Annotated in this window: 14 protein-coding genes and 2 pseudogenes; 12 read left to right on the plus strand and 4 right to left on the minus strand. The window is 55.7% G+C overall.

The window, feature by feature from the left end:
• Nucleotides 1-63 precede the first annotated feature (63 nt).
• The 5 genes and pseudogenes from GOV91_RS19615 (at nucleotide 64) to rfbA (ending at nucleotide 6,569) form a co-directional block, all read left to right on the plus strand.
• Entirely contained in the window at nucleotides 64-2,142 is a 2,079-nt protein-coding gene (locus GOV91_RS19615) for an acyltransferase family protein (protein WP_171236685.1), read from the plus strand.
• Between the two features lie 307 nt (nucleotides 2,143-2,449).
• Nucleotides 2,450-3,832 carry an arylsulfotransferase family protein gene (locus tag GOV91_RS19620; RefSeq protein WP_171236686.1) on the plus strand — a complete coding sequence of 461 codons (1,383 nt, stop codon included), beginning with the start codon at nucleotides 2,450-2,452 and terminating at the stop codon, nucleotides 3,830-3,832.
• A 154-nt stretch (nucleotides 3,833-3,986) separates the two neighbouring features.
• Nucleotides 3,987-4,865, plus strand: a pseudogene (gene rfbB / locus GOV91_RS19625) (dTDP-glucose 4,6-dehydratase); the annotation flags it as partial.
• Entirely contained in the window at nucleotides 4,862-5,713 is an 852-nt protein-coding gene (gene rfbD, locus GOV91_RS19630; protein ID WP_171236687.1) for a dTDP-4-dehydrorhamnose reductase, read from the plus strand. The pseudogene rfbB and the gene rfbD, both read left to right, overlap by 4 nt.
• Nucleotides 5,710-6,569 (plus strand): annotated as a pseudogene (gene rfbA, locus GOV91_RS19635) (glucose-1-phosphate thymidylyltransferase RfbA). Before rfbD ends, rfbA begins: the two are co-directional and overlap by 4 nt.
• 53 nt (nucleotides 6,570-6,622) lie before the next feature.
• On the opposite strand, the gene GOV91_RS19640 reads toward rfbA, so the two are convergent.
• Both GOV91_RS19640 and GOV91_RS19645 read right to left on the minus strand, forming a co-directional pair.
• Entirely contained in the window at nucleotides 6,623-8,014 is a 1,392-nt protein-coding gene (locus tag GOV91_RS19640) for an arylsulfotransferase family protein (RefSeq protein WP_171236688.1), read from the minus strand.
• A gap of 99 nt (nucleotides 8,015-8,113) precedes the next feature.
• Entirely contained in the window at nucleotides 8,114-9,256 is a 1,143-nt protein-coding gene (locus GOV91_RS19645; protein ID WP_171236689.1) for an arylsulfotransferase family protein, read from the minus strand.
• A 75-nt stretch (nucleotides 9,257-9,331) separates the two neighbouring features.
• Between GOV91_RS19645 and GOV91_RS19650 the strand changes: the two genes are divergently transcribed.
• From GOV91_RS19650 to GOV91_RS19670, 5 genes are all read left to right on the plus strand, one after another.
• Complete coding sequence (locus GOV91_RS19650; protein ID WP_171236690.1) at nucleotides 9,332-9,493, plus strand: hypothetical protein; 162 nt, start codon at nucleotides 9,332-9,334, stop codon at nucleotides 9,491-9,493.
• Between the two features lie 410 nt (nucleotides 9,494-9,903).
• Nucleotides 9,904-11,367, plus strand: coding sequence for a glycosyltransferase family 39 protein (locus GOV91_RS19655; protein WP_171236691.1), 1,464 nt, complete (start codon nucleotides 9,904-9,906; stop codon nucleotides 11,365-11,367).
• Between the two features lie 207 nt (nucleotides 11,368-11,574).
• Nucleotides 11,575-12,936, plus strand: a complete 1,362-nt coding sequence (locus GOV91_RS19660; protein WP_171236692.1) for an arylsulfotransferase family protein — start codon at nucleotides 11,575-11,577, stop codon at nucleotides 12,934-12,936.
• Nucleotides 12,933-13,196: a hypothetical protein gene (locus tag GOV91_RS19665; protein ID WP_254440724.1), complete on the plus strand. Its 264-nt coding sequence runs from the start codon at nucleotides 12,933-12,935 to the stop codon at nucleotides 13,194-13,196. Before GOV91_RS19660 ends, GOV91_RS19665 begins: the two co-directional genes overlap by 4 nt.
• On the plus strand, nucleotides 13,193-14,668 hold the full coding sequence (locus GOV91_RS19670; protein WP_171236693.1) for a sulfotransferase: 1,476 nt from the start codon (nucleotides 13,193-13,195) through the stop codon (nucleotides 14,666-14,668). The genes GOV91_RS19665 and GOV91_RS19670 overlap by 4 nt, the downstream gene beginning before the upstream one ends.
• A gap of 12 nt (nucleotides 14,669-14,680) precedes the next feature.
• Here GOV91_RS19670 and GOV91_RS19675 read toward each other — a convergent pair whose 3' ends face one another.
• Complete coding sequence (locus tag GOV91_RS19675; protein WP_171236694.1) at nucleotides 14,681-15,958, minus strand: right-handed parallel beta-helix repeat-containing protein; 1,278 nt, start codon at nucleotides 15,956-15,958, stop codon at nucleotides 14,681-14,683.
• A gap of 454 nt (nucleotides 15,959-16,412) precedes the next feature.
• Here GOV91_RS19675 and GOV91_RS19680 point away from each other — a divergent pair, with 454 nt between their 5' ends.
• Complete coding sequence (locus GOV91_RS19680) at nucleotides 16,413-18,197, plus strand: right-handed parallel beta-helix repeat-containing protein (protein WP_171236695.1); 1,785 nt, start codon at nucleotides 16,413-16,415, stop codon at nucleotides 18,195-18,197.
• Between the two features lie 142 nt (nucleotides 18,198-18,339).
• Nucleotides 18,340-19,185: a sulfotransferase family 2 domain-containing protein gene (locus tag GOV91_RS19685; RefSeq protein ID WP_171236696.1), complete on the plus strand. Its 846-nt coding sequence runs from the start codon at nucleotides 18,340-18,342 to the stop codon at nucleotides 19,183-19,185.
• Nucleotides 19,186-19,195: 10 nt separating this feature from the next.
• On the opposite strand, the gene GOV91_RS19690 is transcribed toward GOV91_RS19685, so the two are convergent.
• Nucleotides 19,196-20,053 (minus strand): capsular polysaccharide synthesis protein, encoded by an 858-nt coding sequence (locus GOV91_RS19690; RefSeq protein ID WP_171236697.1) that lies wholly within the window; start codon nucleotides 20,051-20,053, stop codon nucleotides 19,196-19,198.
• Nucleotides 20,054-20,119: the final 66 nt, after the last annotated feature.

The raw sequence follows: 20,119 nt of genomic DNA on the forward strand, positions 1-20,119 counted from the left end.
CGACCTGCATGTAGAAAATCTCGCAGGAGATGTTGCCCTCTTTTTGGAGTTTTTGCGTTTTTCGTGCATAATTTGGCTTTGCGGCAAAAATCTTCGGCAGAAATGGGTCTTGATGGCGGACCTGGTGCCGGGCGATTGCCGCAGTTTTACGAGTTCAAATATAGTTTGGTAAGCGTTTTGCAGATAACCTATCGTCCAGAAATTGACGGGCTTCGCACAATAGCTGTCTTATCTGTGCTAATTTACCATGCGAAGTTTGATCTTGGCGACAAGGAAATCCTGATCGGTGGCTTCCTCGGCGTTGATGTCTTCTTTGTAATTTCAGGCTTTCTGGTCACTTCAATTATCCAAAAAGAGTGGGCATCCACGCAGAAATTTTCCTTTATCAATTTCTATGAACGGCGGGCCCGGCGGTTATTACCCGCACTCTTTCTTGTGATTTTCGCCACTTGGCCGATTGCCTGGATACTCCTGCTGCCCAGCCCAATGGTAGAGTTCGTGAAATCGCAGCTCGCATCGGTGTTTTTCATCTCCAACATGTTCTGGTGGGACGCCTCGCTGACATACGGAGCCCGTCCGGGACTTGTTCAGCCCTTTCTGCACACCTGGTCTCTGGCTGTAGAAGAGCAATTCTATTTGATCTTTCCACTCCTCTACCTTGCCGTTTTGCGATTTGCTCGCCGTGATGTCACCATCCTTGCCCTTGGCATTGCAGGTGTCACCCTGGGGCTGGTTTTTGCGGAATTCATGAGCCAGCGGAGTTGGACGCTCTCATTCTTCTGGCTTCCAAGCCGGTTATGGGAGTTGCTGGCCGGCGGAGTGCTCGCGCACCTGCTGGCCCGTTTTCCGGGTTTCATGCATAGTGCGGTGACCCTCAGGATCATGCCGCCTATCGGCCTTTTCTGCATCATCGTGCCACTATTGGTGATGGATGTTCATTGGCACCATCCCGGCCTCGGGACTTTGGTGCCGGTGCTGGGAACCGTTCTGATAATCTGGTTTGCCAACCCATCAGACCCGGTCACGCGCTTGCTGTCTTCGATGCCCTTTGTTGCCGTGGGGCTGATTTCCTATTCCCTCTACCTATGGCATTATCCGATCTTCGCTTTCGGCCGAATTCTTGAATATGATCCGGGTGTTTCGTCGAAGACGGTGTGGTTTGCTCTGTCATTCACACTTGCCTTTCTGAGCTATCGCTTTGTGGAAAGGCCCTTTCGAAGGCGCAGCGTGGTGTCGCTGAAGCAGCTTTCAGTCACTCTTGTTTCAGCAACGCTCGTCTGCGCGCTATTTGCGTCCTACATGATTTCCACCGATGGTCTGCGCGCCCGCCTGTCCGGATTGATCGCCTTATATGGGCCGAATGAATTCGACAACGAACACTTGCAGGCAGGCAGCTGGGAGCCCTTGGCCCGGCTGGCGAGGGAACAGGGCTATGCGCCGTCAGAAGCGCATTCACCTTCAAAATTCGAAGCGACGGCTCTTTGGTTTAGCCCTGATTTTGGTGGCAGAAAAATTCTGATCATCGGAAATTCCCACAGCAAGGATCTGTTCAATGTGTTTCACTTGAGTCAAGCGCGGTTTCCAGAGTTCGAATTCGCGCGCTTTGGTATGAAAGCAGAGATACCCGCAGAACAGGTGGACGTTCTCATGTTGGCGCCAAATCTCATAGAAGCAGATGTCGTGGCGCTTAGTTTTCGCTACAACCGCAATTCATTGCCCAGGATGAAAACGCTCATCCGAAAACTGCTCGCTCAGCAGAAAAAGGTGGTATTGCTGCTGAATTCTGTAGAATTCGATAAAATCGATGGGATGCCCATTTTCGATTGGTACCTGCAGAAAAGCGGTGAACCGTTTTCGGTGCGCGCAGTGAACAAAATAGCTTGGGAGAACCGCGATCTTTCGAAGACATCTGATCTGAACAGGTCGCTGCGCCAAATCGCGCGTGAGCTTAATGTGCAGTACCTGGATAAGTCGGAGTTCATTTGCGATGTTTCTGCTGAAACCTGTAGCGCCGTGACGGAAACAGGTATGAAGTCCTTCTATGACTATGGTCACTTTACTCTGGACGGCGCCCGATATTTTGGCCGAAGAGCCAGTGAGCTAAACTGGCTCGCCCTTGATCATGACGCCGCGAAAAAATAGCGCTTGCCCAGAATTCCTCGGCCTCCAGAGTTTTGTGATTTGCCAACTGCCGGGATAGTCAGCTCACCGGAGCCACCTGTGCCATCCTCAAAAAGCTTGCGACATAACTTTGCTTTTAATCCCATTACGGCACAGCCAGGTCGGCGCGGCGCCTACACCTCCAGACCTGAAATCCGATCCGTATTGTGAGTTCGGTATCAAATTGGGCCTGGCGTTTCTAGCGTCGACGTAAGGCCAAATTCGTATTATCCAATATAGAGTTACGAATGGGCCGGAAGGGTGCGGCAGAGTTAATTGGACGAGTGTGATGGAAAAGTTCATTTTTAAAAAAGTCGAGATGTGGGTGGTTTTGCTGGTGCTGCTTTTTGTATGCATCGGCGCCATTTTCTTTGGATCACTCGTGCGGGAAGGCGCGAAAGACAAGGGCCGGTTCGGTGCCATAAGCGACACGGCGTATTTTGTTGCGTCGATCCCGGAGCTTGTGAAAGACGCGTTGACACATTCCGATGACAACTGGATGTCCGTTGCCGACAACGCCCGATTTCCCGGGCGTGTCGGATGGGACTTTGACAGGACGTCCCCCGCCGCCCGCCCCGACGGCTATGTTTTGCTCAGCCGATATGACGGTGACCCGAACCGGCATGTGCTGGAGTTGGTGGACTTGAAGTCCGGTACCACAGAGCACCGCCTTGTTCTCCGCCCAGAGGACATTCTGGCCGGTTGGAAGCCCAAGCAGGAGAATGACATTGCAACCGCGTGGGTTCCGCAGCGGTTTCGTGCCATCCATCCCTACGTATTTCCGAATGGCGACTTTATGGTAAAAGATCACCATTCACCCTTGATGCGACTCACTGCTTGCGGCGATGTCGTTTGGCGTAACGAAGAGGTGGATGCGCATCATTCACTCAGCCTGGCGCCGGACGGGACATTCTGGGTTCCCGATCGCTTGCCGGTTTCTTCGTATGGCGGGGTCGCTGACGGCTTCAGCAACCCGGCAGCGTCCAGGGTTGATGCTTACGGAAATGTCATTTCGCGACGCTCCATTGGCGATCTGTTCGTCAAACATGGGTTGGAGCATTTGCTCTTTGATGAAGCGGATCTGAACCTTAATCCGATGCATCTAAACGACATAGAGCCGGTATGGTCCGATGGCCCGCACTGGAAGCGCGGTGACGTTTTCCTGAGCCTCCGCGCAAGTTCGACCATAATGCAATACCGGCCCGAGACAGATGAGATCATCTGGATGCGGCAGGGACCCTGGCGTGCTCAGCACGACGTGGACATTGTCAACGACCATACCATAGCCATCTTTGACAATAACGCCCTCAATAAAGGGAAAGGCGTTCAAGTGCTCGGGCACAACCAAGTGTCTTTTTATGACTTCGAGACAGACAAAGTCAGCGGCCCGTTCGACGAGGCGCTTGCAGCCGCCGACGTCAGAACTCCGTTTGGCGGACTGTTCGAACTTTTGCCCGACGGGTCATTGCTTGCGGAAGAAACAACAAATGGCCGTCTCGTCATTCTGGAGCGGGACGGGCGCGTGTTGGCCGAGTTTGTCAATCGCGCATCTGATGGAAAGATCTATTTCATGGGGTGGAGCCGCTTTCTGACCCGTGCGGATGGGGATCAGATCAGGGATGTCATGCAGGCAGCGGGCTGCGAGGCGGATACAGGGCGAAGTGACAGCTGAACTGGGTGACGGTAACTTGCACTGCGCAGAATGAGCAGCAGAATTCAGCAGGGGTTTGCAGGAGAGACGCATACCTGGTCACAGACAATTCTGCGCTGTCCAACTCAGTCCTGTACGAGCCGGGATCATGTGGCCAGTCGCATACCAATCATGACAGGCTGATATTCGAGATCGCGTCGCCATGGATCGGGCGCTGGCCGACCATGGCCCGGATGCAATCATGCATCTGGCGGCAGAAAGCCATGTGGACCGCTCGATCGACGGGCCCGGCGCTTTTATCGAAACCAATGTCACCGGGACCTATACGCTGCTGGAAGCCGCGCGCAGCTATTGGGAAGGGCGGGGCCGACCCGAGCGTTTCCGCTTTCACCATATCTCGACTGATGAGGTCTATGGCTCTCTGGGACCAACGGGGCAGTTCACCGAGGAAACGGCCTATGACCCACGCTCGCCCTACTCGGCCAGCAAGACGGCCAGTGACCATCTGGTGCGGGCCTGGGGTGAAACCTGTGGGCTGCCGGTGGTGCTGACGAATTGCTCCAACAATTACGGGCCCTATCACTTTCCGGAAAAGCTGATCCCGGTCATTGTCCTGAACGCTCTGGCCGGTAACCCACTGGCGATTTATGGCGACGGGTTCAATGTTAGAGACTGATTGTATGTCGAAGACCACGCCGAGGCGCTGCTGCAGGTGGTGCAAGAAGGTCAGGTCGGGCGCAGCTACAATATCGGTGGCGAAAACGAATGCAGCAACTTGCAGCTGGTGCAGATGCTGTGCGCTATTCTGGATCGCCTGCGCCCCGGTCCTGCGCTGTATGCCGATCTCATCACCTTTGTCGCCGACCGCCCCGGTCATGATGCTCGCTATGCCATCGACCCAACCCGCATCCGGGACGAGTTGGGCTGGCGGCCCTCGGTCGCGGTCGAAGAGGGGCTGGAGAAAACCGTTCGGTGGTATCTGGACAATGAAAGCTGGTGGCGGGCGCTGCGGGACCGCGACGGCGTGGGCAAGCGCTTGGGTGTGACGGCATGACCATCCTTGTCTTTGGTCGAACCGGGCAGGTGGCGCGGGAGCTGGCTGCGCATGCGGATGTGACATGCCTGGATCGGTCCAAGGCAAATCTGGAACAACCCGAAACCTGCGTGGCGGCCATCCGCACGGCAGCGCCGCAGGCGGTGATCAACGCCGCGGCCTATACGGCCGTGGACCGCGCCGAGGAAGAAGAGGCATTGGCAACCGTCACCAACGCGGACGCCCCTGCTGCGATGGCGCGGGAATGCGCCATTTTGGGCATCCCATTAGTCTCTATATCGACGGATTACGTGTTTGACGGGTCCGGTGAGACGCCTTGGGTGCCCACCGATCCAACCAGGCCGCTGGGGGCTTATGGCCGCTCGAAACTGGCCGGAGAGCAGGGGATCACGCAGGCAGGCGGGATCTATGGCATCCTGCGCAACTCGTGGGTGGTGTCCGCCCATGGCAGTAATTTCGTCAGGACGATGCGACGGCTGGGGGCGGAACGGGACCAGTTGGCCATCGTGGCCGACCAGATCGGTGGCCCCACCCCCGCGCGGGACATCGCGGTGGCCTGCCTGTCTATGGCCCGCCAACTGGCCGAGGATGCGGGCAAAACGGGTATCTACCATTTTGCGGGGGAGCCGGATGTCAGCTGGGCCGGATTTGCGCGGGCTATTTTCGCTGAATTAGAGACGGATTGTGATGTAATGGACATCCCGTCCAGCGAATATCCAACGCCTGCGCGCCGGCCATTGAATTCCCGTCTTGATTGCTCCTCACTGAAGACAGTTTTTGGTATTATACGTCCGGATTGGCGGCAGGGTTTGAGGGATATCCTGAGAGATTTGGAAAACGCATCATGAGTACACGCAAAGGCATCATACTTGCGGGCGGATCGGGCACCCGGCTTTATCCGATCACCATGGCGGTGTAGAAACAGCTGCTGCCGCTCTATGATAAGCCGATAATCTATTACCCGCTGTCGGTGCTGATGCTGGCCGGTATCCGCGAGATTTGCGTGATCACCACGCCGCAGGATCAGGACCAGTTCAAACGCACGCTGGGGGATGGCAGCCTGACCTATGTGGTACAGCCCAGCCCCGACGGCCTGGCGCAGGCCTTTATCCTCGCCGAAGCGTTTCTGGCCGGTGCGCCCTCGGCGCTGGTTCTGGGGAACAATGTCTTTTTTGGTCACGGCCTGCCCAAGCTGCTGGCGGCGGCAGACAGCCATGTCGAGGGCGGAACGGTGTTCGGCTATCACGTGGCCGACCCCCCCGGCGGTACGGTGTGGTTGGCTTTGACGCGGATGGGCGCGCGCGTGAGATCATAGAAAAGCCATCCGTCCCCCCATCGAATTACGCGGTGACGGGGCTGTATTTCCTGGACGGCACCGCACCCGAGCGCGCCCGGCAGGTCAAACCATCCTCACGCGGGGAACTGGAAATCACCGACCTGCTGCAGATGTATCTGGAAAACGGCCAGCTTAGGGTCGAAACCATGGGCCGCGGCTATGCCTGGCTGGACACGGGCACCCATGCCAGCCTGCTGGATGCGGGCAATTTCGTGCGTACATTGGAAGAACGTCAGGGATTGCAGACCGGCTGCCCGGAAGAGATCGCCTGGCAATTGGGTTGGATCAACGAGGAACAACTGCGCCAGCGGGCAGAGATGTTCGCCAAGAACGAATATGGCGCTTATCTGGATGGTTTGCTGAAATAGAGGGCTGTGTTCATAGCCCTCGCCCTTATCATTCTCCGGCAAATGACACGAGTCTAACATCCGCTCTCTGCAATTGCGGTCAGCGCCTTGTCACCATGAAGCTGTGTGATGTAGCGTGACCAGCCCAATCTGTACGTCTCACCGTTCTCTGCCCTGTTGACGAAGGTTGCGACCACGTCGCCAGCGGCGTTGAGCACGAACATGCGCCCTCGGTTTTCCTCTTCGAAGATCAAGTGCCCGGACGGCGTGAAGTCCTGTAAACCTTCGGACACCGTTGCCACGCTGAAACGTTCCATCGTTTCACGATACGGGCTTGTCACTAATCCGGTTTCAAAGTCGTAAATTACAGTTTCACTGACGCCTTCCACGCGTGCGCCCAACCCCCGGTTATAGGCGTTGTTGTTGAACACCGCGATCCGGTGATCGTCGAGAATATCGATATCATGCTGCGACTGCCACGGCCCCGCCTGCCACCAAACAAACGTCCCGGCCGACGGGCGATATAGCGCGACAAGTGACGGGCTGCGGAAGCTCAGAAACAGATCGCCCTTTTGCCAATGTGGCCCATCGGCCAAAACCGGTTCGATATCATTCAGATGCATGGGATCCCGGTGGTAATAGGCCGCCGGAAACAGCAAATGACGCAAGCCGCTGTTGTAGAAGATATCATCCAACGTCGCTTCGAAGACCACCTCGCCTTCGGCGTTCACCCGCGCCACGCTGTCACGCACAAATCCTCGGGACAAATTTTTAGGCCGGGGGCCCAGGTTGACACTGGGCATCCAGAACCCGCCTTCGCCATCCGGATTGGTCGAATGGTGAAACAGATGTTCATCTTGTGACCATCGAATATCACCACAGGGCGACAGCAGGAAAAGCGGTGACAGGTGGTTTTTCAATAATAGATCGCCATCCTCGGTCAGATAGGGGTGGATATAGCGAAAATAGGTATTGTTCCATTCGTCGTAACGCGCATATCCGTCGAATTCGGGGCGCCGCTCGACATCAGCCAACAAGACGTCGGGTTCAGGTGACCAGGTTCGGAGGATTTCTCCGGTCTTAAGCGATATCAATTCAACGACATGCCGTGTTTGGGTTCCGTCGTAGCGGCTGAACAACAGGTACCCGTCCAACCCGTCTGTGCCCGGAGACTGCACCCAAGACCATCCGTCCGGCAATTCGGCCCCCGCAGGGATTCGGAGAAAGGTTGCCATGGTCGGGTCCGGTCGCCCCACCTTCTTCAGCGCCTGCCTCGTGTTTTCCGGCAATTCAGCCATGGCCAGCGCGACGTCGCCAAGCGCTCCGAAATTATCTCCCCCCAGCTCTTCCTCTCCGCGCTCTTCGTCGAGAACGATGGCACCGAAAAGGATCATGCCTACAAAACTCGCGACCAGAACCAGTCCCAGGACCCAAAGTTCAATTTTTTTTAAAAGCAGCTTCTCCATAACTGTCTCCACCCCTGAGGTACTTGTTACTCAATTCACTAAAACTCCAAACAAATCTGGTATTCGCATTGAGGTTACGGCCAGTCCCGGATCATAGCATTACTGGCAACCAGCGTCAGTAAAATCACCATAAGATGGCGGATAGCGTATGGCATCCATCATCCAGAACACGGTGTCTTCATCGTAAATGTTGATCACTTCCCAGACAACTTTACCGTCCGGCGTAATTTCAAAAGCACGCCCCTTGTCGGTCTCTGCAATCAGGATGTTGCCGTTCTCAAGGACCTGATGCTTGCCGCGGTACTGGGAATAGAAAGGTTCTTCTCCTGCTCCGTCAAAAATAGTGGTCACGCGGCGCGACGTGGGATCAATTTTCAGGATGCGGCTTCCGCCCAGCTCACCTTTGAATGCGTTCGAAGCATCTGCTACCCGGCCAGCCCGGTTGTCGAAGACCGTGATTGTCCCGTCAGCCTGAAAATCAGGGTCATGCTGTCCTTTCATCGGTCCGGTCATGTACCATTTGATTTCGTGGGTTTCCCCGTCCAGCACCCAGATCTGGTTATAATGCCGAAAGCTCAGAAGCAGGTCACCGGCATTGAAATCCGGGAATGCATCGGCCATTTCCGCGCTCAGGACATCGACATCGTTCAGGTGGGCCACGTCCTCGCGCACTGGCCGCATCGACATCATGCCCTCAAGCTTTCCATCCGTCAGAACCTTTACCAGATCAATCAAATCCGTCTGCTCACCGGTTTGCAGGTCGAACCGGGCGATGGCGTCAAAGTTGAAGCCATCCCCACCCACGACCAATGTGTTCGGTGCGTATCGGTCGACATAGACCGGTGTCCAGAAACCGCCGGAACCGTCCAGTGTCAGGGCGTGATGCGAGCGATTGTCGTTACTCCAGACGATATCCCCGCAAGCGGAAATCCGGTAGGTGCCCCGCCCATCCAGATTGGCCAGCATGTCGCCATTGGGCAAAAGTGCCGCCCCATGGATGAGGGCGTGAAACTTGTGCGCGGCCTTTTGTGTGGCCCTTTCCCGGGCAAGCTCGAAGAAATCGACAGGCCATTCATGCAGGACCGAGCCATCCATCCCATACAGACGGGCGGTCAGGCGATCCTCAAAGACGCTTACAAGAAATGTGACCCCGGGCTGCATCTTGGCAGGGTCGATCCGGGGCTCCCAGTCGGGGGGCAAGGCTAGGGTCCCCATATGTTGGGTCGGGCGGACGCCCAGCATGGCCAGCCCTTCCTGTCTGAGGAGTTTCAGAGTCCGTATCCCAAGTTCCAGCTGTGGCTGGGGTGGAAGTTTGAAATGGCCGAACGCAACACCTGCCAGAAAGGCCAGCGCGACGCCGCACGCCGCGGAAAAAATCACAGGAAAACGGATTTTTCTGCTCCTTTTAGAGAAACCGGAGAGGCCCATAAAACTCATAACATCCAAAAGCGCGTCACTGGCGAACAACGTGGCCAATGATGCCTATCATTGCAACCGGTCTTAAATGGGGCTTCGGCACATTGTTCATGTGCAACCCGCTTTATCCGCCGGATCGGAAACTGCGTATGGCGCAATCTGCTGACATGCCAGCCCATGATCGAACGATCAGACCGATTATTCCATGGCTTCACCGCACACTGCAAAGCGGTTCGGCGGGGTTACTAAAATTTGCCGCGCATCGTTCAACAATTGGGGATTAGCGCCCAAAATGTATTCACTTTGGCAACGCTTCTTGTTGAAATGCACCCGTTGCCGCACATTCGTTTCGACGCCCGTCCCGGGAACGGGAATAATCGAAACGGCCCAAGCGGCAATTATTGTGTCAGCCCTGCACAGGGTGGGGTTTTGTTTGATACCCTGAATTTACGAGTGTGACCGGAGAAGCCTTTATGAAACAGCAGGCCCCCGCCCTTGGCCGCAATGATCTGGCAGTGCTTCTGTTCATCCTCCTTCTGGCAGCCGCGCTGAGGACCGCCGGGCTGAACGCGCCGCTCTGGTATGATGAGATCTGGACCGTCGATACGCATATCCGCCGCCCCTGGGGGGAAATGATGCGCGAATATTCGATGAACCATCACTATTTCTTTTCCATGAAGGCCAAGCTGGTTGCCCAGATTTTCGGAGAAGAGGCCTGGGCCTATCGCTTTCCGGCGGTGCTGTTCGGGGTGGGCGTTGTCGGTGCCATCTGGTGGCTGGCCAAAGACGTATCTGGTGCCCGGATCGCGCATGTCTCTGCCTTGCTGGTGGCCTTGTCCTATCACCAGGTCTGGTTTTCGCAGAATGCCCGCGGATATACCGAACTGGCGTTCTGGAGCACGCTTGGCCTCATTTTCTTTCTGCGGGGCGTGCAGCGTCCGAGTTTTGGCACATGGGCCGCTTTTGGGCTGACCGCTGCGGCAGCTGTTTTCACTCATCTGACCGGCGCGTTTTTCTTTGTGGCGCTGGGGTTGGTGTGGCTGGTGTCGCTGATCACCGGGTTCGGACGGGGGGCGCTGACCCGCGACTGGGTGCTGTGGCCGCTGACGGGCGTTGCGATTGCGTCTGTGGTGATCTTGCTGGCATATCTGCCGATTTTGCCAAGTATCGCGGGCACCGTGGGCGATGTTGGGGCCACATCGGCTGTTGATGTGATGCAGGAATATCAGAACCCGCTCTGGACCATTGTCGAGGGGCTGCGGACAGCGGTCGGCAAGACCGGCGCCCTGACCTTGGTCGTGGCTGGTGCCGGGGTGGTCGTGCTCGCGTTTGGCGCGGCCGGGGCGCAATCGACGCAGCCGCTGTTCTTTCTGTCCATCGTCATGCACATCGTCGTGACGCTGGTCATCCTTCTGGCGCTTGGCATGCGGATCTGGCCCAGGTTCTTCTTTGTCGACATTGGCCTTGTCATCATCCTTGCCGTCATCGGCTGCTGGTACGGGGCCGGTGTGGCGGCGCGGGGGCTGGGGCGGCCCCATTTCGGCACCCTGTTGTTTGCCACAGGCGTTGTGGCCATGGTCGCCGTTTCCCTGTTTCTGGTGCAGCGAAACTATGCCGCGCCGAAACAGGATCTGGCCGGGGCCTTTGCGCTTGTCGAACAGACCCGCACCCCGTCCGAACGGATCTACGCCATCAACCCGGGGGGAGCTGTTTTCGAAAGCCATTTCGATGCGGACTGGGTGACCATTGGCGATGTCGCAGGTTACGCTGACGCGATGGCCCAACCCGGGCCGGTGGCGCTGGTCGTTCTGTTTCCGAACCGGATGTTCCGGGTCATCCCGCAACTGGAACAGGATGCCGAAGGGCAATTGGAGCTTGTTCAGGCATTCGCCGGAACGCTTGGGGATGGCCGGGTTCTTGTCTACCGGCGCCAGTAGCGGCCAACGTGATTATGACACCTATCTGAACGAGGTACCCAGGCAAATGACCCGAGCAAACCAGCCGCAGCAACAAAGCCTTGCAAATGGACAGAGGCGTTTTTTAGATATGCGGTTCCCGGATGTGCCGTTAAGATATTTTGGAAATGCGTCCTTTGTTGAAATCGGGATGATACTCCGACGAGTAAGATAGAGTTGTTTAGTGGTATGAAGAATTTTGAAGAGTTGCCGAGGCGTTTGTTTTGGTTGTGCTTGATCGTCACGGTTCTGTTCGGCGCAGTTTTGTACGGCGTTCAGGCGCAAAGAAAGTATTGGCCTCCAGTTCCGCAACTTCAGGCTGCATATAATGTACTGTTTATTGACCGGACGCTGACAAGCTCGGATGAACAAAAGCATCTGCAGCCCTCTCGCGGACAAGGCGAAGGGGTAACCGTCAATACTAAGCCTGACAGCACCGACACGATATTGATGCTTGGGTTCTTCGACCACGAGAATCAGGCACGATTGGTGGACCGGAACGGTGATGTCATCAGAAAGTGGTCCCTGAATTATATGGAGCACTTTCCGGATGAGCAAACGCGGCCTTGCCCGTGGATGAGGCCGCTGTTGACCGATGTGCACGGGGTTGTACTGACCGCGCGCGGAGAGCTCATTTTCAACTATGAATATTGCGGGACGGTCAAGCTGGACCAATGCGGCAAAACAATATGGACGATAAATGAAATGACGCATCATTCATTGATCGAAGCCGAGGCCGGGGGATATCTGCTGCTCAGCCGCGACAAATGGAAAGCGATCGAAGGGAAAGAACGGTTTCCGCCCTTCTCAACCCCCGCCACAAAAGAATTTATCTCGGAAGATTTTATACTGCGGGTCAATGACCAAGGCGAAACCCTAGAGCGGATTTCGATCCCGGAGATCATTTTTGACAGTGGTCTGTCTGCTCTGTTGACCGCCTCTAATCAGGAATTCAAATCATCTACTGTTGGCCGGGGTGAAATCGTTCATGCCAATAAAATAGCTGAGTTACCGACCGCATTGGCCGAAAAATTCCCACTGTTCAATCCTGGGGATTGGGCCATCTCGATGCGCGGATTGAACCTTATCATGGTGGTGGATTCCGAAACGAAAACCGTGAAATGGCATCAGACCGGCCCCTGGATCCGGCAGCACGACCCGGAATTCACGCCTGATGGAAGAATATCTGTATTCAATAACAACGCATATCTGACGTCCTATGATGCCCGTGAAAAGACGCGGCTGGATGCTCCGCGGAACACAAATATTCTGATGATTGATCCTGTCAGCCGTGAAACCGAAATCGCCTTTGGAGGCAAGCCTGGTCAAGACATGCTGTCAATCGTTCGCGGCCAGCATGAGCTTCTGAGCGACGGGGGGATGCTGATCACGGAGTTTGACGCCGGAAGGGTGTTGGAGGTGAATGACAGGGGCGATGTAGTGTGGGAATATGTCAATCGGTTCGACGATGATTTTGTCGGAGAAATAACCAACTCGAAATTATTTACATCTGGGTTTTTTCAAACTGAATGGGAGGAATGCGCGTCATGAAAGTACTTACGGAGGATCGTATCAGGCACATCAGGACTGTGTCATTGTTATATGTGGGCGCATTATTACTGGTCCTGCCAAACCCGGCATTTGCCTATATCGGTCCCGGCGCGGGTCTGGGGGCGATCGCCGTCACGATCGCCGTTATCCTTGGCGTTCTGTTCCTTGTTGTCGGGCTTGTGTGGTTCCCGCTGAAACGGATGCTCAAGGGCCGCAAGGCAGGTGTCAAAGACAGTAACGAGCTTGATCCGACGCAATGATCCTTATTGTTGCCGTTTCGCTGTTTGCGGTGGGCGGGTTCGCATTTGTCCTCTGGCGCACAAACATCTTTGAGGCGGCAAACGACGTCGTCAGCACAAGCATGTCGGGCGTGGCGTCGCTGGTCGACAGCCAGCTCTCGGATGATGCCAAGGAACAGGCGGTGCGCCGCGCCGGGCTGAAGCTGATCGTTGGTGGCTTCAACCTTGCCTGGCGGGTCATTCTGGCGCTGGCCGCAGCGGCCTTGCCGATCTATCTGGCCGAGTTCCTGGGGCTGACCTCCAGCAGCGCGGTTTTCGATGTCATGCTGCGGCTCGATTACATTGTCATCGTCTCGGTCGGGGCGGTTGTGGTGGCGAAGGTCGTACAGCGGTTTCGCGCGGGCCCCAAAGCGCAAGAGGCGGACGGCACGCTCTATTCGCCGGTCGAGCAATTCGTGCACAACCTGGCGTTTTCAAGCCCGGCGGTTCTGAAGACCGCGTCATGGGCCGAGGAAAAACTGCCGTCGCAATCCAAAGCGGATGAGGCCCGGCAGCCGATTTTTGTCACATCCCTGGCACGCGGGGGCACCACGGCGGTTCTGAATGCGCTGCATGACGCGCCGGATATCGCGACCCATATATACCGGGACATGCCCTTTATGACCGCGCCGCTTTTGTGGAACAAACTGGCCGGAGGGAAAAAGCGGGGGGTGAGCCGCCGCCAGCGCGCCCATGGCGACGGGCTCGAGATCGATCTGGACAGCCCCGAGGCGTTCGAGGAAGTCATCTGGAAAATGTTCTGGCCGCAAAAGTATCAGGGGGCTTCGATCCCGCTGTGGGCGGCCGAGGAAGTGGATCAGGATGCTGATCAGTTCATGCGCCGCCACATGTCCAAGATTGTGCGGGCGCGGACGGTTCAGTCGGCGGCGGACGAGCCGCCCAAATCGCGCTATTGCTCGAAGAACAACGCCAATATTGCCCGGATTCCATACCTGCTGACCGCCTTTCCCGATTGCCGGATCGTGGTGCCGGTCCGGCGTCCGGAAAGCCATGCCCAATCCCTGCTGCGGCAGCACAGGAATTTCTGCGCGCAGCAGTCCGAGGACGCCTTCATCGCCCGCTACATGGGGGATATCGGCCATTACGAGTTCGGCAAGATCCACAAACCCTTTCTGTTTCCGGGGTTTGATCCCGCAGGGCAGGACGCGGATACACCGGATTACTGGCTGGAGTATTGGACACATGCGTTTCGCCATGTGCTGGAGCACAAGGATAAATGCATCCTTCTTCTGCAGGATGATTTGCGTGCCTCTCCCGGCCCTGCGATGATGCAACTGTACCAGGCGCTTGATCTGGACCCGGGCGGGCAGGTTTTCGAGCGCTACTTCCACTCGAAACAGGATGTGGCCGAGACCGGGGATTTCGATCCGGGCAAGTTTCGCGATGCGACAGAGGTGTATGACGCGTTGAAAGCGTCTGTACACAAGACCTGAACCGCTAACCTATCACCGGGTCGGATAGGTTTTGACAAGGGTCGAACCCGCGCCCAGCTGATCGATGCTGCTGCCGGGGCGCACGCCATATTCATGGTAACCATTGGCCGGTCCGGTTGCGTAATAGATAAACTCACGGTCGTAATAGCCCGGTTGCGACGGGGACTTGTCCTGAATGATGGCGTTGTTGAGGATCACCCAGTCTTTTTGGTTCTTGTAGCCGGTGATGCCGGCCACGGCGTTCTGTTCGATCACCACAGAGGTTGAGCCCGGCGAGACCCTGATACGTGGAACCGTGACCTTTCTGTTTTTTTCCGGCCGGTGGACCCGAATGACCGAGTTCTTGCGGATCGACAGATTGTCGATCGCCGCGACCGATATCCCATGGACATGCGCGTTGTAAATGACATTGTTTTCGATCAGCACATTCTGATGGCGCAGCATCGGATCGCCCAGGTTCTTGCCGTCGCCGCCCATCCAGATCGTCTGGGCGTAATCCCCCGCGCCCATGTCGAATATGTTGTTGCGGATGATGATATCGGTGCTGCGCCGGTTCGAGCTGCGCAGGATCTGGATCATGTCCCGGTGATCTTTATGCCCCTTTCCTCCGCTGAAGTTATGCAGACGGTTTGCCTCGATCACCAACCCGTCGATCACGCCAAGTGCGATTCCGTCTGACCGGATATCGGTAATTTCATTGCCACGGATGGTGAGGTCGACAACGCTGTCGCCTGTCAGGGCTTTCCACCATTTCCGGAAGATCGAGCCGTTGATGTCGATCTTTGCGCTGTTTCGGATGCGCAAGCCGCGCCCAAACCCGGCTCCGGCATTGTGGTCTCCGTCGAAGACCGAATTGGAGATGGTGATGCCGCGGCTTTGAAGGATACTAAACCGATTTGCGTGGTTCTTATCGCCGCGCGCATATGAATAGTCGAATACCAGCCCGTCCAGCGTGATGTTGCCTGCTTTGTTCAGGCGTAATGCGGTAAAACAGGCTGGTGATCCGGCGGTGGCCGAGCGGATTGTGACGGGTTTCTTGAATCCTCGGTTTAGTTTCAGGGGGCCGTAATTGCCGCCTTCAAGAATGAAAGTTTCGCCCCCTTTTGCATTTCTGATCGCAGTAGAAAAATCCGAAGGGGTGCGGATGACCTGCCCGTCTTTTGTATCGGGTACATTTACGGTGATTTTTGTGCCGGTACAGGCCGGGGCAGCTGAAATCGGTGTCGACAGGGTAAGAAGCGCTATGCAGGCGCAAGCCAATAACCCGATCAAGCTGTGTTTGTATCGCATGTGAGACCCGTTTTGTTAATCGCACCACGCCTAAAGGCTACGGACGGGGATGCGCCTTGTCCACAGTGATGAGGTGAACGGGCCATCGGAGAATTTGAGCGGTGGCGGTACCGAGTGACGTAAAGGCATCGGGCAAATCCTCGCCTATACCGGGCCAATATACGCAAGGACACGCCTGAATAATGGCAATTATGTGTTCATTGTTGCTTAAGGGGAATCAATTAGCCAGACAAATAGCAACCGCCAAGGGAAGTGGAACAATTCCCAGTATCGAGTATCGAGTTCACTCGGAAATGAAGGCAGAGGGACAGTATTGTCCCGATACAGGCAACAATTTCCAAACATAGCCATATTTCGGCCACTCTGCCGCCCTCGGGTGGCTGTTCCATCTGTCCTGGGTGTGCGGGAACTCGTGCGCTGCCACTCACAGCGCCTATGAAACAGAAGGTGAAATATGTCGACGACAATCACGGTAACCTCTGCGGCAGAGCTGAACCAGGCTTTGTCACAGGCGACAGGTGGGGAAACGATACTGCTCGCGGCGGGCGATTATGGGAAGCTCGTCATCAAGGACACTCAATTCGCATCAAATGTGACGATCAAATCTGCCGATCCGAGCGCGCAGGCGAGCTTTTCTGAAGTCTACCTGAGCAACACATCGAACATAACATTCGATGAGATCACGTTCGATTACACATACAGCCTGGGTGACAAGAACCACGTCAACAAATTCCAGATCTCACACAGCCGCAATATTACCATCGACAACTCGGTCTTCGATGGCGATTTCGCCAGCGGCACCGGTACCAGTGCGGATGGCACCGGCTTTGGCAAGGGCCTAGTGATCCGGAATTCGAACAATGTTGATGTGATCAACACCGAATTCCATTCCTGGTGGAAAGCTCTTGGGGCAGCGAAATCAAGTGACATCAATTTCTCGGGCAACAACATCCACACAATCCGGTCGGATGGAATTAGTCTCGGAGAAGTGCAGGGTGTTCTGATCGAGAACAACTATATTCATGATTTCGGCGGGGCCGCGGGCTCTAACGACCACCGCGACATGATCCAGGTCCAGCGATCAAGCGGGACCGGAAGCAGCGACATCATCATCCGCAACAACGTTCTGGATATGGGCGCGGGCGACTATACGCAGGGTATCTGGTTCGGCGGTGACAAATCCCTGTACGCAAACCCCGGGGACTGGCACTACAACGTCACTATCGACAACAACATCATTTACAATGCGCATGCAAACGGTCTTTCCGTGCACATGACGAATGGCTTGTCGATCACGAACAACACATTGATCGCAGTGCCGTCGCAACAGACGGGCGGTGTTGCCATTCCCAAAATCAGTGTGACGGGTGGCTCCAAGAATGTAACGATCGAGCAAAATGTCGCCCCTGCGATATTGGGGCACAAAACGCAACCAGACTGGACCGTTCAGGACAACGTGCTCATTCAGAACACGAACCCGTCGGCCCCAGGCTATTATGACAACATATTCCAGTATATCGCGACAGCTGCCAATGACGGGTATAACCAATATGGCGTCATTGCTGGCGGTACGATAGAACTGTTGGATGCCGGGTCGAGCCTGGTTGACAATTATCCGTATGACTACAACAGCTGGGTTGGTGGCTCCAGCACCACAGTGGTGAACACGGGCGGCTCGGGCACAAACACCAACACGACTCCAACCGCACCCAGTACTGGCACGACGACCACGACCGCGCCTGACAGCGGCACGACAACCGCGCCTGACAGCGGTACATCGACCCCAACCGCGCCTAGCGGTGGTGCACCGGCCCCAACCGCGCCTAGCGGTGGTGCATCGGCGCCAACCGCGCCGGATTCAGATGGACCGCAATTCCCGGGGGGCCTTGGCGGCTTCTTTGGGGGAACCATCGGCGGGGGGAACACAGGTGGTGGCGGCGGAGGGCAAAGTAGCCCGTTGAATTTTGGCTGGCTGTCGCAGGCCGGGCTCTCTGAACCGTCGTCCTTCGACTTTGATTTTTCAGGGAATGACGCTGTTCGTACCCCGCAACTGCCGTTCTGGGGCAATGGAAATGCGACACCGAATACTTTCGGCCCTGGGATCTTTCTTGGTGGTGTAAACACGGGGTCGGATTTCGGCGGTGACCGTACCGATAGTGGTCTCGGAGGCATTGCGAACGATGACGATGTTCAATTTGTCGATTCCTTCGGCGGGTTCTTTGGCGACTTTTGGGGCTAACGGGTAGAATCCTTGACCGTAACCAGAATACTGAAAGGGCAGATCGGAGTTTTTGATCTGCCCTTTCCTTTTTCGCCGGACGGATTGCCAAACCTGTCACGGCTCCGGCATATGGTACATATTGGGTTGAGAGTTTCCTGTCATGATTTTGTCCGACCGCCACAGATTTGTATTCATACATGTGCCGAAATGCGCGGGCACTTCGGTTCGAAATGCGGTTCGACCCTATCATGATGCAGATGAGCGGTTTCTAAAAGCTGTCGAACGGCATCCAGAACTGGGGGAGATTGATTTTCGGCATCTTCCTCTGCGGCTGCTACGCGATCTCGATCCGGAAGCTTTTGAAAAATTGAAGATTTATGAAAGCTACGCATTGTTGCGTGATCCGTTTCAAAGATTTAGGTCCGCAATGTCGCAACGGGCCAAGATGTATCTCGGCAAGGAATTTGCCCAGTTGGGGCCAGAAGAGATCCGTGAAGAGACCGAGAATGTCATTGCTTATCTGAATTCTGAGCCTGAGGTTATAGCGCCCGGCTTTATTCATTTCGCGCGACAATCGGATTTCGTGCGGGTCGATGACGTGCTGCTCGTGCGTAATCTCTATCCGGTCGAACGACTTGATCTTCTTGCGGTTGCGCTTGGGGGGCATCTCGGCATTGAGCGGCTTGAGTTCGGTCATATCAATCAGACCACGACGTTTCGACACCCACAACTGAAACATGTCATGCGCCAGGGCAGCGCGATGGTGCGAAGGATTTTGCCGCAGCCTGCGCACCAAGCTCTGCGGGATACGGCTAGGCGTCTTTTTATGAGACCCAGCGATCCAGCAGTTTTGCCGGAATTTGATGACGACGGTGTGCGGGGGTTTATTGAAAGCTACTATGCGACCGATATTGCGCTGCACAGGGAAGTGTTGGCTGAATTGGCTACACAATCCTATCATTCGACGGGGTTGGAAGCTTCGACGAAACCAGCTCCCGGACCATAAGGTTTCCTGATTAGCGCGGCTCTTCGATCTTTAGGATTTTTTTCGCTTGGGCGAAGAGATCTTCGGGCCAATTCCAACCCAGTTTCTGTACCGGTGCGGCGCCGGTTTCGAGCAATGCGGCAACCTCGTCGGGGTTAAGGCCGCTGGCTATGCAATCATGCACAAGATGCGGGCCATAGCAGCCGATTTTTGGAATTTCGTTATAGATACGCCGGAACGTGCGGCTGGTCAGGTACAGATAGTCGATCATGATATGCGGCCAGTAGTAAATATGTGGCTTTGACCGACCTTCCCAATAGCCAAAGCTGGCTTCTTCCCAGAGTGAGATGAGTTCCCCTTCGGGTTCTGAGGCAAGAAACCAGTTCGTCATTGACCGGCGCATGCCCGGCCAGATGAACCAGGAATCGTATTTTGTCCAGGTAAAGGCAAAAAAACCCCGCTGTGCGGCCATCGGCAACCAATTGTCCAGGGGCGCAAGGCAATAGGTCGTTGCATCGGCCCAGACACCGCCTTGCTGCCTGAGGAGCCTCAGGCGCAGCAGATCGGCATAGGATTGCACCGGCAGATCCGCAGGGTTGTGGGACAGTTCGACGATTTGTGCCACGCTTTTGGAATCCAGAACCTGAATGTCCCAACCCGGGTTATGAGCGCGCCATGACGCGATACACACCTTCACGAGTTCGGGGGCGTTTTCTTCGCCGCGATCCCAGTAAATCCAGATTTTCTTTGGAATAATGCGTGGCGCTGATTGCGCAAAATGATTGGGTTTCCCCTTCAGCTTCTGGTAGGCACGCCCCGCGAATGTCGGCAGCAATCGGGCGGCCACAATCAGGACGAACAGCCATGTCCAGGGCTTACCAGCGCGCATACATACTCCAATACACTTTAAGCAATCTTCTACTCATCACCTGAACTTTGTGCCACCGGTGCGTGG

The organism is Ruegeria sp. HKCCA6837 (genome assembly GCF_013034475.1).
Classification (GTDB): Bacteria; Pseudomonadota; Alphaproteobacteria; order Rhodobacterales; family Rhodobacteraceae; genus Ruegeria.

Bases quoted from the DNA above. Each gene is read 5' to 3' on its own strand.
- GOV91_RS19640 (WP_171236688.1), bottom strand. From the start codon at position 8,014: ATGGAGAAGCTGCTTTTAAAAAAAATTGAACTTTGGGTCCTGGGACTG.
- rfbD (WP_171236687.1), top strand. From the start codon at position 4,862: ATGACCATCCTTGTCTTTGGTCGAACCGGGCAGGTGGCGCGGGAGCTG.
- GOV91_RS19680 (WP_171236695.1), top strand. From the start codon at position 16,413: ATGTCGACGACAATCACGGTAACCTCTGCGGCAGAGCTGAACCAGGCT.
- GOV91_RS19675 (WP_171236694.1), bottom strand. From the start codon at position 15,958: ATGCGATACAAACACAGCTTGATCGGGTTATTGGCTTGCGCCTGCATA.
- GOV91_RS19665 (WP_254440724.1), top strand. From the start codon at position 12,933: ATGAAAGTACTTACGGAGGATCGTATCAGGCACATCAGGACTGTGTCA.
- GOV91_RS19685 (WP_171236696.1), top strand. From the start codon at position 18,340: ATGATTTTGTCCGACCGCCACAGATTTGTATTCATACATGTGCCGAAA.
- GOV91_RS19655 (WP_171236691.1), top strand. From the start codon at position 9,904: ATGAAACAGCAGGCCCCCGCCCTTGGCCGCAATGATCTGGCAGTGCTT.
- GOV91_RS19670 (WP_171236693.1), top strand. From the start codon at position 13,193: ATGATCCTTATTGTTGCCGTTTCGCTGTTTGCGGTGGGCGGGTTCGCA.
- GOV91_RS19620 (WP_171236686.1), top strand. From the start codon at position 2,450: ATGGAAAAGTTCATTTTTAAAAAAGTCGAGATGTGGGTGGTTTTGCTG.
- GOV91_RS19650 (WP_171236690.1), top strand. From the start codon at position 9,332: ATGGCCGAACGCAACACCTGCCAGAAAGGCCAGCGCGACGCCGCACGC.
- GOV91_RS19660 (WP_171236692.1), top strand. From the start codon at position 11,575: ATGAAGAATTTTGAAGAGTTGCCGAGGCGTTTGTTTTGGTTGTGCTTG.
- GOV91_RS19645 (WP_171236689.1), bottom strand. From the start codon at position 9,256: ATGCTGGGCGTCCGCCCGACCCAACATATGGGGACCCTAGCCTTGCCC.
- GOV91_RS19690 (WP_171236697.1), bottom strand. From the start codon at position 20,053: ATGCGCGCTGGTAAGCCCTGGACATGGCTGTTCGTCCTGATTGTGGCC.